The sequence below is a fragment of the Bacillus sp. J33 genome (assembly GCF_000518885.1).
Classification (GTDB): domain Bacteria; phylum Bacillota; class Bacilli; order Bacillales; family Cytobacillaceae; genus Cytobacillus.
The window spans coordinates 142,850-159,395 of the sequence record NZ_KI912519.1 but is presented as its reverse complement, the minus strand read 5'-3'; the positions used below and the strand labels follow the sequence as shown (position 1 = coordinate 159,395).

The following is a 16,546-nucleotide window of genomic DNA, read 5'->3' as shown; positions in this document are numbered from 1 at the left end:
GAGGAAATGTTTTGGCGGTAAAAAAAATTGTCACGTACCCGGCTGAAATCCTGGAAGAAGAATGTGAACCTGTTCAGGTTTTTGATAAAAAGCTGGGCAAATTATTAAATGATATGTATGATACAATGATTGAATTTGATGGTGTCGGGCTTGCCGCTCCCCAAATCGGACTTGGCAAGCAAATCGCCATTGTTGATATAGATGATGAATTTGGCACAATAGAAATGATCAACCCGGAAATTCTCGAAACCGATGGAGAACAGACTGGCCCAGAAGGCTGTTTAAGCTTTCCAGGTTTGTATGGGGAAGTTACCAGGCCTGACTATGTAAAAATAAAGGCACAGGACCGCAAAGGGAAATTCTACACGCTAGAAGCCGAAGACTTTTTGGCAAGGGCGATCCTGCACGAAATTGATCATTTGCATGGAGTCTTATTTACATCAAAAGTGACCAAGTATTTGAATGAAGATGAGTTGGAAGGATTGGAAGCTGAATGACAAAGATTGTATTTATGGGAACACCCGATTTTTCTGTACCAGTATTGCAGCAAATCATAAAGGATGGATATGAAGTAATTGGAGTTGTTACACAGCCTGACAGGCCGGTAGGGCGAAAGAAAGTTCTTACTCCTCCGCCCGTTAAAGTGGAAGCTGAAAAACAGGGGATTCCTGTCTATCAGCCTGAGAAAATACGCCAGCCTGAAGAACTGGAAAAAATTCTTGCGCTTAAGCCTGATCTGGTAGTAACAGCAGCGTTTGGACAGATTTTGCCAAAAGAGCTTCTGGAAGCACCGGGATATGGCTGCATCAATGTTCACGCCTCGTTACTTCCTGAGCTTCGGGGCGGAGCACCAATTCATTATGCCATATTACAGGGAAAGGATAAAACGGGCATTACCATCATGTATATGGCTGAGAAGCTTGATGCAGGCGATATCCTGACACAGGTGGAAGTGCCTATTGATGAAATGGACACAGTAGGCACCCTTCATGATAAACTTAGCGCTGCAGGCTCCAAACTCCTTTCTGTAACACTGCCAAAGCTTCTGAATGGTGAATTGACGCCAATAAAGCAAAATGATGAGGAAGCTACCTTTGCCTACAACATAAAACGTGAACAGGAAAAGATTGACTGGGGAAAAACAGGGGAGGAAATCTACAATCATATCAGAGGGTTAAATCCTTGGCCAGTTGCGTATACGACATTTGATGGAAAGGTGATTAAAGTTTGGAGTTCAGAAAAGGTAAAATCAACTGGAAGCGAGGCGCCGGGTACCGTCATCCATCTTGAGGATGATGGGGTAGTGGTTTCAACAGGAAATCAAACAGCCATCAAAATTACAGAGCTGCAGCCTTCGGGCAAGAAAAAGATGTCTGCGGAACAATTTTTAAGAGGGGCCGGTTCACATTTTTCTGCCGGTGACCGTCTGGGAGACAGCGAATGAAAAAGCAAAGAACTAAAAATGTCAGAGAAGCCGCATTAGAACTGCTGGAAACCATTGAGAAAAACCAGTCCTACAGCAATCTTCTGCTGAACAATACCATAAAGAAGAATGAAATCAGCCAGAGGGATATTGGCTTGCTTACGGAATTAACATACGGGACCCTTCAGCGCCGGATGACACTTGATTTTTACTTAGAACCTTTTTTAAAAGGAAACAGGAAAATTGAAAGCTGGGTTAGGCAGCTGTTAAGGCTGACCCTTTATCAAATGGTTTACCTCGATAAGGTCCCTGACCGTGCAGCTATTTTTGAGGCAGTCGAAATAGCGAAGCGGAGAGGACACAAGGGGATTTCAGGCATGGTTAACGGCGTGCTGAGAAATGTTCAAAGGCAAGGACTGCCATCCCTCGAACAAATCGAGAATCCGGTTGAGCGGATTTCCATTGAAACGAGCCATCCGGTGTGGCTGGTAAGAAGGTGGGCTGAACAGCTCGGCTTGGAAGAAGCAAAAAAAATGTGCGAAATCAATTTGACTGCGCCTTTGCAGACAGCGAGGATTAATGAGGTAAAAGCGTCAAGAGAGGAATGCATAGCGCTGCTCGAGGAAGAGGGGTTTGAGGTGGAAGCAAGCCCGTTTATTCCTGTAGCTGTTAAATGTCTAAGAGGCAATCTGGCTAACTCCAAAGCCTTTAAAGAAGGGCTGATCACCATTCAGGATGAAAGCTCCATGCTTGTTGCCTATGCGCTTGGCGGAAGCCAGGATGAAACCGTATTGGACGCCTGTGCTGCTCCCGGCGGGAAATCAACACATATTGCCGAAAAGCTGCAAAATACCGGTCAGGTTATCTCGCTGGATCTTCACGAGCATAAGGTTAAGCTGATTAATGATAATGCCAATAGGCTGGGACTATCAAATATTAAGACTAATGTCCTTGACAGCAGGAAGGTACAAGAGCATTATGAGAAAGAATCTTTTGATCGAATTTTAGTGGATGCTCCATGTTCCGGACTTGGTGTGATGAGAAGAAAGCCGGATATGAAATATACAAAAAAAGAGGAAGATTTATATCACCTTCAAAAAGTGCAAAGAAATCTTTTGGCTGCCGTTTCGCCTTTGCTGAAAAAAGGTGGTATTCTTGTTTATAGTACGTGTACTGTGGACAAGGAAGAAAACCAGCATGTTGTCCAGTCATTTTTAAATGAAAATGCGGATTTTGAAGGCGATCTATCTGTTAAGGAGAGAATGCCAAAACCAATTGCTCCATTCGTGAACGGTTTTGAGCTTCAAATTTTACCGCAAGATATAGGTTCGGATGGGTTTTATATTGCCTGTCTGAGAAAGAAGGTGCAATAAATGGAACAAACAGCAACAGAGAAAAAAACAACAGCCGAACAAAAACCATCCATTTACACTTTACAGCTGCATGAGTTGAAAAACTGGCTTAAAGAAAATAATGAGAAAGCTTTCCGTGCAGAGCAGATTTTTGATTGGCTTTATACAAAAAGAGTTACATCATTTGAGGATATGACAAACTTGTCAAAAGGGTTAAGGGATATATTGTCTGAGCATTTCTCACTGACCACCCTTAAAACAATCATCCAGCAGGAATCAGCTGACGGAACAATTAAATTTCTATTTGAACTTCATGACGGATATTCGATTGAAACAGTGCTGATGAGGCATGATTACGGAAATTCAGTGTGCGTCACAACCCAAGTTGGCTGCCGGATCGGCTGTACTTTCTGCGCTTCCACTTTAGGAGGGTTAAAACGCAACCTGGAAGCAGGAGAAATCGTTGCACAGGTCGTAAAAGTACAACAGGCGCTTGATGAAACAAATGAACGTGTCAGCTCAGTTGTAATTATGGGGATCGGTGAGCCTTTTGACAACTATGATCATATGCTGTCATTTTTAAAAATCATCAACCATGACAAAGGTCTTAATATAGGTGCCCGCCATATTACAGTTTCGACAAGCGGGATCATCCCAAAAATCTATAAGTTTGCGGATGAAAATATGCAAATTAATTTTGCTATTTCCCTTCATGCCCCAAATACAGAAATCAGGAGCCGGCTGATGCCGATCAACCGTGCCTATAAACTGCCTGATCTTATGGAATCCATCAGGTATTATATTAATAAGACAGGAAGGCGTGTCAGCTTTGAATATGGCTTATTTGGCGGTGTCAATGACCAGGTTGAGCACGCAGAGGAATTGGCTAAGTTAATAAAAGATGTTAAGTGCCACGTTAACTTGATTCCTGTAAACTATGTTCCTGAAAGAGATTATGTACGAACACCGAGAGATCAAATCTTTGCATTTGAAAAAACATTAAAGAAACACGGTATTAATGTAACAATTCGCCGCGAGCACGGTCATGATATTGATGCAGCATGTGGACAACTTCGTGCAAAGGAGCGAAAAGAGGAGACGAGGTGACAGAATGAAAGCTGTTTTTATGACAGATCGTGGCAAAGTCAGACAGCATAATGAAGATAATGGCGGCATCTTTATAAACAGCAGCGGGCAGCGCCTTGCCATCGTCGCAGATGGCATGGGCGGCCACCGTGCTGGTGATGTTGCCAGTGAAATGACCATAACAAGATTAAAGGATTTTTGGGAGCAGGCCAGTGAAATAAAGACTCCAGAGGAAGCCGAAGAATGGCTGATGGAGTCTATTGAACAGGTGAACAAAATTCTTTTTGAGCATTCAAAAGAGAATGCGGAATGTGAAGGAATGGGTACAACTATTGTGGCGGCCATCTGTACGGATCGTTTTTCAACAATTGCTAATATTGGTGATAGCCGCTGCTATATCCTGAATGAATTAGGTTTTCAGCAGCTAACGGAAGATCATTCCCTGGTGAACGAACTTGTGCGTTCAGGCCAAATTACAAAAGAAGATGCCGAACATCACCCAAGAAAAAATGTCCTGCTAAGAGCTTTAGGAACGGAATCGACGGTGGAAATGGATATCAAAACCATCACTTTTGAAGAAGAGGATCAATTATTGCTGTGCTCTGATGGATTATCCAACAAGGTCACGGTTCCTGAAATGGATGATATACTCAAGAGCGGCCGAACTCTTGAGGAGAAAGCACAAGTGCTTATTGAAAAGGCTAATAATAATGGCGGCGAAGATAACATTACGCTCGTAATTGTCGAGTTTTATGCTGGCAGTGAGAGCGGGTGATAAAAAATGATTAAAGGAAGAAGAATAAGCGGCCGCTATAAAATTCTCGATATGATTGGCGGAGGGGGCATGGCAAATGTCTACCTGGCCCATGATATGATACTGGACCGCGATGTTGCCGTCAAAGTTCTCCGGATGGACTTTGCCGAAGATGAAGAATTTATCCGCCGTTTTCATCGTGAAGCCCAATCTGCTACCAGTTTGGCCCACCCGAATATAGTCAACATTTATGACGTTGGCGAAGAGGATTCCATCTATTATATTGTGATGGAATATGTAGATGGACAAACTCTAAAGCAATACATACAGCAAAACAGCCCTGTGCAGATTGATGAAGCGCTTGAGATTATGAAACAGCTGACCTCCGCAATATCTCATGCACATCAAAATCATATTATTCATCGGGATATTAAACCGCATAATATATTAATAGACAATAATGGGAATGTTAAAATCACAGATTTTGGCATTGCAATGGCTTTAAGTGCGACTAGCATTACACAGACTAACTCTGTATTGGGATCCGTTCATTACCTGTCGCCTGAACAGGCACGGGGTGGAATGGCCAATAGGAAATCGGATATTTATTCCCTCGGTATTGTTATGTTTGAGCTTCTGACTGGAAGGCTTCCTTTTTCGGGGGAATCAGCCGTATCTATTGCTCTTAAGCATCTGCAATCAGAGACGCCTTCACTTAAAAGGTGGAATCCGTCTATACCTCAAAGTGTTGAGAATATTGTTTTAAAAGCAACTGCCAAAGATCCTTTCCACCGGTATGATACGGTGGATGAAATGGAAGAGGATATTAGGACTGCCCTTGATCCGGAAAGGCTCCATGAAGCTAAATTCATGGTGCCAATCGATGATGATGCCACAAAAGCAATACCTGTTATAACAAATGACCAGACATATCAAAATATCGATGAAACGCTTGTGCATTCAAAAGAATCTAAAGCTGATACACAGCCGATTGCCAAGCCGCAGCCCGAGAAACAGAAACAGAAAAAGAAAAAAAAGTGGCCGATTATTTTGGTTTCGGTGTTCCTGACTCTGCTAGCATTGACAATTCTGGCTATAACTGTACTGCCAGACCTGATTGCACCTAAGGATGTTCAGGTTCCGGATGTATCCGGCAAAGACGTAGAAGATGCTGTGGCAGAGCTTATTGCTGCCGGCTTTTCTGTTAATGAAGCCATTCCAATCACAGACCCGGAAATTGAGGAAGGCCTTGTGGTTAAAACCGTTCCAAAAGCGGGTAGAACCGTAAAGGAAGGAACCTCTATAGACATCTATGAAAGCTCCGGGAAAGAAAAGTTTGAGCTTTCCAATTACGAAGGCCGCCAATATGACGATGTGGTCCGATTGCTCGAAGGCAAGAATTTTAAAAGCATAGAGATGACTGAAGAAAATAATGAAAGTGAGCCGGCAGGCACAATCCTCGATCAAAATTTTTCAGAAGGGGATCTAGTCGTTCCTGAGGAAACAGAACTGGTGTTCACTGTCAGCAAAGGACCTGCCCCAATTCCATTAAAAGATCTGCGCGGCTATAATGAAAAGGGTCTTCAGGAATATGAAGAGTCTTCCGGCCTTAAGGTGGAATATGGTAAAGAAGAGTTCCATGATGAAGTATCTGAGGGACTTGTCATAAGACAAGACCCGGCACCTGGCACCAATCTGGCCAGAGGACAGAAGGTTACAGTGGTTCTTTCCAAAGGGAAGGAAGAACTTCCGCCAAAAACGGTGAATGTTGATATTAGCATTCCTTATCAGCCTGCTGTTGAGGGAGAGCCCAATGAGATACAAGTCTACATTACGGACATGAATAATACTGGCTCTGAACCAGTGCACACTGAGCTGATTTATGAAGATACAGTAATAACGATTGATGTGACGATTGCGCCTGGACAGAAAGCAACCTATAAAGTTTTGCGTGATGGCCAGGTTCATGATGTAAGGGATATACCTTACCCAGAAGAATGATAAGCAAGGAGTGTTGCTATGCCTGAGGGCAAAATTATTAAGGCCTTAAGCGGGTTTTATTATGTTCTAAGCGGTGATGAAACGGTCCAATGCCGTGGACGTGGCGTTTTCCGAAAAAATAAAGTTACCCCGCTTGTCGGTGACGAGGTTGTATTTCAAGCTGAGAATAACACAGAAGGCTATATTCTTGAAGTGAAGGACCGGAAGAATGAATTGATCCGTCCTCCCATTGCAAATGTAGACCAGGCTATTCTCGTATTTTCAGCGGTTGAACCAGGCTTCAGCACATCACTTTTAGACCGGTTCCTAGTGCTGGTGGAATACAACCATATTAAGCCAATTATTTGCATTACAAAAATTGATCTTACAAATGAAGAGGAATATAAAGAGATTCAGAAATATGCAGCAGACTATCGGCAGGCTGGATATGATGTCCTCCTTACTTCCTCCGAGACTGAGGAAGGCGTTAAGGACTTACTGCCATACCTGGAAGGTGAGATCTCTGTTTTTGCTGGACAGTCCGGCGTGGGGAAATCCTCACTTTTAAATGTCTTAAGGCCGGACTTGGAACTCAAGACCAATGATATATCTTCGCATTTGGGCAGAGGGAAGCATACAACAAGGCATGTAGAACTAATTGAGGTTGGAAAGGGTCTTGTAGCCGATACTCCAGGGTTCAGTTCACTTGAATTTACGGATATCGAATTGGAAGATCTGAACTTTTGCTTTCCTGAAATCCAGGCTAAAAGCGAGGATTGCAAATTTAGAGGATGCCTCCATGTGGCAGAGCCGAAATGCGCTGTGAAGACAGCAAGCGAAAACGGTGAAATTCCTTCCTACAGATATGAACATTACAAAACATTTTTACAGGAAATAAAAGACAGAAAGCCGAGGTATTAATTATGGTTAAAATCGCACCTTCCATTTTGTCAGCCGATTTTTCCAAATTGGGAGAAGAGATTAAAGATGTAGAGCGTGGTGGAGCCGATTATATCCATGTGGATGTAATGGATGGCCATTTTGTACCAAATATTACGATTGGCCCGCTAATTGTGGATGCCATTCGCCCGGTCACCAAGCTTCCGCTGGATGTCCACCTGATGATCGAGAACCCTGATGCATATATAGAGGCCTTTGTAAATGCAGGTGCCGACTATATTACAGTCCATGTTGAAGCTTGCAGGCATTTGCACAGAACCGTACATTATATTAAATCTCTTGGTGTAAAAGCAGGTGTGGTCTTAAACCCGGCTACTCCGGTAAGTGCAATTGATCATATCATCGAAGATATTGATATGGTCCTGCTGATGTCGGTTAATCCTGGTTTTGGCGGACAAAAATTTATTCCTTCGGTCCTTTCAAAAATTTCAGCTGTTAAAGAAATGGCGGAATCCAAAGGCCTGAATACTGAAATCGAAGTTGACGGCGGCGTTAACGAAGAAACAGCCAAGCAATGTATGGAAGCAGGGGCTACTGTACTTGTAGCGGGATCAGCCATCTATAATCAAACGGACAGAGCAAAGGCAATTGCAGCATTAAAAGGTCGAATATAGTAAAAGCCAGCTGTGCCACAGCTGGCTTTTTTGTAAACTGGAGTACAACATTACAAGCTTAAAGGGTTTTAATTGGAGTGATTTATAAATGAAGATAAATATTCTAGCCGGTGGCCCAGAGATTCTTTTGCCTGAGCTTTCGTCATACCGAAATGATGGAATTTGGATCGGAGTAGATAGAGGAGTCCTCACTCTTATCGAAAATGATATTCAGCCTGCAATGGCATTTGGCGATTTTGATTCTGTAACACCTGGGGAGCTGTTATTAATTGAGGAAAAAGTAAAAGAATTAAACAGGTTTAAGCCGGAAAAAGATGAGACAGATATGGAGCTTGCATTGAACTGGGCGCTTGAGCAAAACCCTGAAAAAATAAGGTTATTCGGAGCTACAGGCGGAAGGCTTGATCACTTATTCGCCAATATTCAGCTTCTGGTCAAGCCAGTTTTATCAAAAATGCATATTCCTGTCGAGATTATTGACAAGAGGAATATCATTTATATAAAACCTTCAGGTGAATACAGGATCAAGCATGATAAAAATTTAAAATACGTGTCTTTTTTTCCGATTACCATGGAGGTAAAAGGGCTAACGCTAATAAATTTCAAGTATCCGCTCATAAATCATACAGTTCCTATCGGTTCCACGCTCTGTATAAGCAATGAACTTATTCATGATTATGGTACTTTTTCTTTTACTGAAGGCATATTAATGGTTGTAAGAAGCAAGGATTAACGAAAAGCTGAAGCCTCCAGGGGAAGGCGGCGGAAGCCAGAAATCAGTTTAAGTTAGATTGCTTTTAAATCATTTTTAGTAATCATGAGTACTTATCTTTCATTATTTGAATAAGATGGTAAGGACGATTTAAGGACATAAGGATGCGTAAGATCGTGAGGAGGGACACGAGTAATGAGATTTTATACAATCAAACTTCCGAAATTTTTAGGCGGCATTGTACGTGCCATGCTAGGAACCTTCAAAAAGGGCTAAACCCATATAAATGCTAATAGAGAAAATGGCACCTATCAAAGTACAAATGGGCACCTCACGGGGTGCTTTTATTTTTGCCCAAATTGGGGAGACTGTTAGTGGAGTTAAAAAGCTTCGGGATTTAAAAAGGACACCCTGAAAGGGTGTCCCTGAGCAATATTAAACGCGCTCAACTTTACCTGATTTAAGTGCTCTTGCAGAAACCCAAACACGTTTAGGCTTGCCGTCTACAAGAATACGTACCTTTTGAAGGTTAGCACCCCAAGTACGCTTGTTAGCGTTCATAGCGTGAGAACGTGCATTACCTGAAGTTGTCTTTTTACCAGTTACAACACATTTGCGTGGCATGTATGTTTCCCTCCTTACAAAGCATAAGCTAAAACTATTTTCATGCTTTCATTTGCAATAGTCAGATTCATCCATCTGAATTAATGTGAAAATCCTCTTCGGATTACGACATTAAAAGATACTTTAATAATTTATCACACAACCCTTCTGATTGCAATAGTTTGCTTTCAAGAAAATTCCCTTGACATAGGGGTAGTCGACATGAGCTATAATAGAGATGGGGAAGTATGGCTTTCATATTTACAGCCCATATAGTAAAATGTCATAAGATATGCTTTAAGCTTTGGAGTTAGAAAGGCAGCTTTCAGGCTGAATTTCCGTTTGGCCTTGAGCGGGAGTTTTAAGAAGAACGCCAGCGTTCTGGCAAAGGCGGGAGCGTTTGAAGAAGCTTTAAATAAAAGGTTTTGTTAATGCTTATTGTTGATTATAGCGCCCTGTTGATTGGGGCAGAAGGTGCGAGATCCTCGATATGATAACATTATGTTCATTCGGGGGAAGCTTATTCAATGTCCTGAGGGAGAAGGCTGTCAGCGGGAGACCCCGGGGGTGCGAATGCACAGCGTTGGACCGCCTGCTGAAAGCTTGAGTGCCTAGCAGCTGTAATTTAACAGGAAATGTAACAGGGCCAAATAAAAAAGCAATTTCCAAAGGGGGAACAAAACATGTCCATCGAACTAAAAACTAATTTCGGGCAAATTGATATCTCAAATGACGTTATTGCAACGATCGCAGGCGGAGCAGCAGTTGACTGCTATGGCATTGTAGGGATGGCCTCTAAAAATCAAATTAAAGATGGCCTGACAGATATTCTTCGCAAAGAGAATTTCACACGTGGCGTGATAGTCCGCCAGGAAGAAGATGAAGTACATATCGATATGTATATTATTGTCAGTTACGGAACGAAAATTTCCGAGGTTGCCCACAACGTGCAATCTAAAGTGAAATACACCCTTGATAAGACAGTGGGACTCAGCACGGACTCGGTAAATATTTACGTTCAGGGAGTTCGTGTAACGAACCCGTAGTGAGGAGGAAAGACTTGTGTCAAAAAAAGTTTTAGATGGGAAGCTTTTTGCAGAGATGGTAATACAAGGAGCGAACCATTTATCTGCTAATGCGAAATTAGTAGATGCATTAAATGTATTCCCTGTTCCTGATGGAGACACGGGAACAAACATGAATTTGTCAATGACTTCCGGAGCAAAGGAAGTTAAGAGCAATATACAGGAGCATATCGGAAAGGTGGGCTCTGCCCTCTCTAAAGGCTTATTGATGGGTGCCCGCGGCAACTCAGGGGTAATTCTTTCACAGCTGTTCCGAGGGTTTTCCAAATCTATAGAGCAAAAGGCGACTATTGATGGCAAAGACTTTGCGGATGCCCTAAATTCGGGTGTGGAAACTGCTTACAAAGCAGTAATGAAGCCTGTTGAAGGGACGATCTTAACCGTTGCCAAGGATGCTGCCAAGAAGGCTGTTCAGGTTGCTGAAAATGAAGACGATATTGCTGTCATAATGGAGGAAGTTCTAAAAGAGGCAAAAGCTTCCTTAAACCGCACTCCTGATTTGCTTCCAGTTCTAAAAGAAGTAGGAGTAGTAGACAGCGGCGGCCAAGGCCTTGTTTTCGTTTATGAAGGCTTCCTTGCAGAGCTTAAAGGCGAAAAGCTACCGGATACACCGGCTGCCCTTCCTAAAATGGACGACCTGGTAAGCGCCGAGCACCACAAAAATGTGCATGGTTTTATGAATACTGAAGATATTGAATTCGGTTATTGTACAGAATTTATGGTGAAGTTTGAAAGTGAAAAACTTTCTGCGAACCCTTTCTCAGAAGAAAAGTTCCGTCAGGATTTAAGCCAATATGGCGATTCTCTTCTGGTGATTGCCGATGACCAGCTAGTTAAAGTACATATTCACTCGGAACAGCCTGGAGATTGCTTAACTTACGGCCAGCGCTACGGCAGCTTAATCAATATGAAGATTGAGAATATGCGCCAGCAGCATACAAACTTGGTTGAGGACGTCCAGACTCCTTTAGCTGCTGAAGCAAAGCCGAAAGAAAAGCTAGAGTATGGAATCGTTACTGTATCAATGGGCAGCGGAATCGCCGATCTTTTCCGCAGCATTGGAGCACATGCAGTCATTGAGGGCGGCCAAACGATGAACCCAAGCACGGAGGATATCGTAAAAGCCATCAAAGAAGTGAATGCGAAGAAAGTCATTATTTTGCCAAACAATAAAAACATTATTATGGCTGCCCAGCAGGCTGCGGAAGTTACAGAGGAAGAAGCTGCAGTTGTACCTTCCAAAACTGTTCCCCAAGGTATGGCGGCACTTCTTGCCTTTAATCCAAGTGCAAGCCTTGGCCAAAATGAGGAATTGATGACGGATGCCCTTCAGCATGTAAAAACAGGCCAAATTACATTTGCTGTCCGCGATACCAGCATTGACGGCCTTGAAATTGAAAAAGATGATTTTATGGGCATAGCGGATGGGAAAATCGTTGTAAAAAACAAAGATAGAGTGCAGGCCGCCAAAGGGCTTCTTGATCAGATGATTGACGAAGACTCTGAAATCCTAACCATTTTAAAAGGGGAAGATGCGGCAGAAGAAGAGGTAGATGCACTTATCAGCTATATTGAAGAAAAGTATGAAGATATTGAAGTGGAAGTACATGATGGAAAACAGCCGCTATATTCTTTCATCTTTTCAATTGAATAACAACTATTAAAGCGAGGGCGCTGCCTTCGCTTTTAACCGTTTTAAAGCTTTTTCTGCTCTCCATGCTTTAGGGTGCAATGTAAATGTGCCGGGAATCTTCTGAAGACTGCTACTACCAGTGACATGTCCAAAGCTGCCCAGGAGTGATTTACTTATTTGCACATTCCAATTAAAATGTGCTAGTTATAAAGTAGGCGTAAATTATGCCTCCGGAATTGAAGAAACTGCGCAGGGAGGGTTGGCGGCATGCTAAAGAAAAAAACTTATTGGTGTGCTGCTCAAAAAACGTGAATCAAAACTTAATCCAGTCTGTTACGGCTGTTAAAGGAATCGGTGAGGAAACGGCAGAATCACTGGCCGAAATGAATATACTGACTGTCAGGGACTTGCTTGAGCATTTTCCGTACAGGTATGAGGATTACAGGCTTAAGGACCTTGCTGAAATAAAGCATGATGAAAGAGTGACCGTGATAGGGAAGGTTCATAGTGAACCTTCCCTGGCCTATTACGGCAGGAAGCGTTCCAGGCTGACTGTCAGAGTTCTTGTTGACCGATATTTGATACAAGTTATCTTGTTTAATCAGCCATATTTGAAAAATAAAATTGCTCTAAATGAAACGGTGATAGTCACCGGCAAATGGGACCAGCATCGGCAGGTCATTACGGCAAATGAATTGAAAATGGGGACAGCTTCAAATAACAAGGATTTCGAGCCTGTTTATGCTGTTAAAGGAAAAATCACCGTAAAGGGATTCAGACGTTTTATCAATCTTGCTTTCTCACAGTACGGAACTGATATAGAAGAAACATTGCCTGAACGCTACTTATTGCAGTATAGACTCTTGAATAGAAGAGATGCAATGCGGTCTCTTCATTTTCCAGCAAACGATGATGAGCTGAAGCAGGGAAGGCGGCGGTTTGTTTATGAGGAATTCTTCTACTTTCAATTAAAAATGCAAGCGCTGCGAAAGATTGAGAGGGAGCAGTCAAAGGGGATTGTACAAGCTTATAATCTTCCTAGATTAATGGAATTTATAGAATCTCTACCATTTGCATTAACCAATGCCCAAAAAAGGGTTGTCAATGAAATCCTGGCCGATATGAAATCTCCGTACCGGATGAACAGGCTTTTACAAGGGGACGTCGGATCCGGGAAAACGGCAGTTGCGGCTATCGCACTATTTGCCAGCAGGACTGCAGATTTTCAAGGGGCTCTAATGGTTCCGACTGAAATCCTTGCAGAACAGCACGCAGAATCTTTAAAAGCCATGCTTGAACCGTTTCATCTGCGCTGTGAGCTGCTGACCAGCTCAGTAAAAGGTAAACGGAGAAGGGAAATTCTTCAGGAGCTTAAAGATGGGGAGATTGATGTTCTTATAGGGACACACGCACTCATCCAGGAGGAAGTTGAATTTAATAAGCTGGGACTTGTCATTACTGACGAGCAGCACAGGTTTGGCGTGGGACAGCGCCGGATACTCAGGGAAAAAGGAGAAAATCCGGATGTGCTGTTTATGACTGCCACACCAATTCCGAGAACTTTGGCTATCACTGTCTTTGGGGAAATGGATGTATCCATAATCGATGAAATGCCTGCGGGAAGAAAAGCAATTGAAACATATTGGGCAAAGCCTGAAATGCTGGACAGGGTCCTTGGTTTTATGGAAAAGGAGCTTTCAGCTGGCCAGCAAGTCTATGTAATATGTCCTCTGATTGAAGAATCAGACAAACTGGATGTCCAAAATGCTATAGATGTCCATGCGACTCTAATGCATCATTTTCATGGCAGGTATGATGTCGGCCTCATGCATGGAAGGCTGCATCCAGATGAAAAAGAAAATGTGATGAAAGCATTCAGCAAAAATGAAATACAAATACTTGTTTCAACCACGGTTGTCGAGGTTGGTGTAAATGTACCTAATGCAACCATGATGGTTATCTATGACGCAGAACGGTTTGGGCTTGCACAGCTCCACCAATTAAGGGGCAGAGTTGGCAGGGGGGATAAGCAATCATACTGTATTCTCCTTGCTGATCCAAAATCGGAAGTAGGAAAAGAACGTATGAAAATCATGACAGAAACAAATGATGGATTTGCCCTAAGTGAAAAGGATTTAGAACTCAGAGGTCCCGGAGACTTTTTCGGAAAAAAACAAAGCGGACTGCCTGAATTTAAAGTGGCAGATATGGTCCATGATTACCGGGCGCTCGAAACTGCCAGAAACGATGCAGCATCGCTTGTCGAATCAGATGAATTCTGGCATTCGGATGAATACCTGCCATTGAGGGATTACCTGAAGGAAACGGGAGTACTCGAAGGCGAAAAGCTGGACTAAAAGGGCTTGGTTCTATTAATGGCAGCAGCGGCTGGTGTTTTTATAGGCGCTGGGGAAACGTAAATGAATCGCATTAAACTGCTTGAAATAGGGCAATTCCTCCGAAGTGGCGGGAAGTGGCTCCAAAGCACTCAATGGATACAGCTTCTGCGAGGAAAATAGTGAAGAAGCAGCATTAATTAATTCGCATGAAACACTTTTCTAATAAATCGAGATGGATATGTATAATCCCCCTAAAAAGCAACATTATTGATAGAAATTCCAATCCTTCTAATGACGAATGAAAGCAGATTGCAGTAAAGTTCTGTCTTGCAATCTGCTTTTTTTGATTATATACTACTATTAGTACCTAGTCTTAATATCTCGGACGGTGGGATCTTAATGAAAAGAAATAAAAAAGAACGCCAGCATTTATTAACGGACACAATAAAAGAGAATCCTTTTGTCACAGATGAAGAGCTTGCAGAGAAATTTTCGGTGAGTGTCCAGACAATCAGGCTCGACCGCCTTGAATTATCTATCCCGGAATTACGAGAAAGAATTAAGCACGTAGCTGAGAAAAGATTTGAGGACGAAGTCCGTTCTTTGCCTATAGAAGAAATAATCGGTGAAATAATAGATATTGAATTGGATAAAACCGCAATATCCATTTTTGATGTAAAAGAAGAGCATGTTTTCAAGCGTAATCAAATAGCCCGCGGGCACCATATGTTTGCACAGGCCAATTCGCTGGCGGTGGCTGTAATAAATGATGAACTTGCTTTAACTGCAAAAGCAAATATTCAATTTACAAGGCCAGTTAAACTGAATGAACGTGTAATTGCAAAAGCAAAAGTTATTGCCATCGATAAAGACAGCGGAAGAACGATTGTCGAGGTAAACAGCTTTGTCAATAACGAACTGGTTTTCAAAGGCGAATTTGATATGTTCAGAAAAAAATAATCACTAAAGGATGAATCATCATGAAAATTGCTATTGATGCAATGGGAGGCGACAATGCTCCAAAGGAAATAGTAATTGGAGCAATGAAAGCTGCAGCAGAGTACAAAGATGTGAACATAACCCTTGTGGGGGACGAGTCTAAAATAAAGGAATACCTCTCTGCTAATGAACGAATTGAAATTTTACATACAGATGAAGTCATTTTGCCGGATGATGAACCAGTAAAGGCTGTACGGAGAAAGAAAAATGCTTCAATGGTGCTCTCAGCGCAGCTCGTTTCAGACGGCAAAGCAGATGCGTGCATTTCAGCTGGCAATACAGGCGCACTTATGGCAGCTGGCCTTTTTGTAGTAGGCAGGATCGAAGGGATCGAGCGGCCTGCATTATCACCAACCCTGCCAACGATTGGCGGGGAGGGTTTCCTTCTCCTTGATGTAGGGGCGAATGTGGATGCGAAGCCAGAACATCTTCTTCAATATGCCATCATGGGATCCATCTATACAGAAAAAGTACGGGGAGTGTCCAATCCAAGAGTCGGTCTTTTAAATATTGGGACGGAAGAGAAAAAAGGCAATGAACTGGCTAAAACCACCTTCGATATGTTGAAAAATGCGGATATTAATTTTATTGGAAATGTGGAAGCGCGCGACTTGCTTGAGGGTGTTGCCGATGTCGTCGTAACAGACGGTTTTACCGGAAATATGGTGCTTAAAACCATTGAAGGTACAGCACTTTCGGTTTTTAAAATGCTAAAATCAGCATTAACAAGCAGCTTTAAAACGAAGCTGGCTGCTGCCGCATTAAAGCCGGATTTATATGAGCTTAAATCAAAAATGGATTATTCGGAATATGGCGGCGCGGGATTATTCGGACTAAAGGCGCCGGTTATTAAAGCTCATGGCTCCTCTGATGCAACTGCTCTATTCAGCGCGGTAAGACAGACCAGAAATATGGTTGAGAACAATGTTGCCGAAACGATTAAGGCAGCAATTGAGAAGGAAGCTGGCAAAAACACTGTTAAATAATTGGCTGTGATAAAGCTCTT

At 42.6% G+C, this 16,546-nt stretch carries 16 protein-coding genes; 15 read left to right on the top strand and 1 reads right to left on the bottom strand.

Going from position 1 to position 16,546, the window contains the following annotated elements; translation table 11 throughout:
• Positions 1–11: 11 nt before the first annotated feature.
• From def to spoVM, 10 genes are all read left to right on the top strand, one after another.
• The gene (gene def / locus L634_RS0130245; RefSeq protein ID WP_026585592.1) at positions 12–497 is read left to right on the top strand and encodes a peptide deformylase; all 486 of its coding nucleotides are present in this window, start codon (positions 12–14) and stop codon (positions 495–497) included.
• Positions 494–1,444: a methionyl-tRNA formyltransferase gene (gene fmt, locus L634_RS0130240; RefSeq protein ID WP_026585591.1), complete on the top strand. Its 951-nt coding sequence runs from the start codon at positions 494–496 to the stop codon at positions 1,442–1,444. Before def ends, fmt begins: the two co-directional genes overlap by 4 nt.
• Positions 1,441–2,796 (top strand): 16S rRNA (cytosine(967)-C(5))-methyltransferase RsmB, encoded by a 1,356-nt coding sequence (gene rsmB, locus L634_RS33710; RefSeq protein ID WP_026585590.1) that lies wholly within the window; start codon positions 1,441–1,443, stop codon positions 2,794–2,796. Before fmt ends, rsmB begins: the two co-directional genes overlap by 4 nt.
• Positions 2,797–3,882, top strand: coding sequence for a 23S rRNA (adenine(2503)-C(2))-methyltransferase RlmN (rlmN, locus tag L634_RS33705; protein WP_026585589.1), 1,086 nt, complete (start codon positions 2,797–2,799; stop codon positions 3,880–3,882).
• 4 nt (positions 3,883–3,886) lie between these two features.
• Complete coding sequence (locus tag L634_RS0130225; protein WP_026585588.1) at positions 3,887–4,636, top strand: Stp1/IreP family PP2C-type Ser/Thr phosphatase; 750 nt, start codon at positions 3,887–3,889, stop codon at positions 4,634–4,636.
• Between the two features lie 6 nt (positions 4,637–4,642).
• Entirely contained in the window at positions 4,643–6,616 is a 1,974-nt protein-coding gene (pknB, locus tag L634_RS0130220; RefSeq protein WP_026585587.1) for a Stk1 family PASTA domain-containing Ser/Thr kinase, read from the top strand.
• A gap of 18 nt (positions 6,617–6,634) precedes the next feature.
• A complete protein-coding gene (gene rsgA, locus L634_RS0130215; RefSeq protein WP_026585586.1) occupies positions 6,635–7,516 on the top strand; it encodes a ribosome small subunit-dependent GTPase A in 882 nt (293 codons plus the stop codon).
• A 2-nt stretch (positions 7,517–7,518) separates the two neighbouring features.
• A complete protein-coding gene (gene rpe, locus L634_RS0130210) occupies positions 7,519–8,169 on the top strand; it encodes a ribulose-phosphate 3-epimerase (protein ID WP_026585585.1) in 651 nt (216 codons plus the stop codon).
• 88 nt (positions 8,170–8,257) lie between these two features.
• A complete protein-coding gene (locus tag L634_RS0130205; protein WP_026585584.1) occupies positions 8,258–8,902 on the top strand; it encodes a thiamine diphosphokinase in 645 nt (214 codons plus the stop codon).
• Between the two features lie 174 nt (positions 8,903–9,076).
• Positions 9,077–9,157, top strand: a complete 81-nt coding sequence (gene spoVM / locus L634_RS32100) for a stage V sporulation protein SpoVM (protein WP_019381739.1) — start codon at positions 9,077–9,079, stop codon at positions 9,155–9,157.
• Positions 9,158–9,316: 159 nt separating this feature from the next.
• Here the strand turns inward: spoVM and rpmB are convergent, their stop codons facing one another.
• Positions 9,317–9,505: a 50S ribosomal protein L28 gene (rpmB, locus tag L634_RS0130195; protein WP_019381740.1), complete on the bottom strand. Its 189-nt coding sequence runs from the start codon at positions 9,503–9,505 to the stop codon at positions 9,317–9,319.
• A 662-nt stretch (positions 9,506–10,167) separates the two neighbouring features.
• Between rpmB and L634_RS0130190 the strand changes: the two genes are divergently transcribed.
• The 5 genes from L634_RS0130190 to plsX all read left to right on the top strand — a co-directional run bounded on the left by L634_RS0130190 (position 10,168) and on the right by plsX (position 16,526).
• On the top strand, positions 10,168–10,530 hold the full coding sequence (locus tag L634_RS0130190; RefSeq protein WP_009330806.1) for an Asp23/Gls24 family envelope stress response protein: 363 nt from the start codon (positions 10,168–10,170) through the stop codon (positions 10,528–10,530).
• A gap of 16 nt (positions 10,531–10,546) precedes the next feature.
• Positions 10,547–12,223, top strand: a complete 1,677-nt coding sequence (locus L634_RS0130185; RefSeq protein ID WP_026585583.1) for a DAK2 domain-containing protein — start codon at positions 10,547–10,549, stop codon at positions 12,221–12,223.
• A 287-nt stretch (positions 12,224–12,510) separates the two neighbouring features.
• Positions 12,511–14,559, top strand: coding sequence for an ATP-dependent DNA helicase RecG (gene recG / locus L634_RS0130180; RefSeq protein ID WP_026585582.1), 2,049 nt, complete (start codon positions 12,511–12,513; stop codon positions 14,557–14,559).
• A gap of 381 nt (positions 14,560–14,940) precedes the next feature.
• Positions 14,941–15,501, top strand: coding sequence for a transcription factor FapR (gene fapR, locus L634_RS0130170; protein WP_026585581.1), 561 nt, complete (start codon positions 14,941–14,943; stop codon positions 15,499–15,501).
• A 20-nt stretch (positions 15,502–15,521) separates the two neighbouring features.
• A complete protein-coding gene (gene plsX / locus L634_RS0130165) occupies positions 15,522–16,526 on the top strand; it encodes a phosphate acyltransferase PlsX (RefSeq protein ID WP_026585580.1) in 1,005 nt (334 codons plus the stop codon).
• Positions 16,527–16,546: the final 20 nt, after the last annotated feature.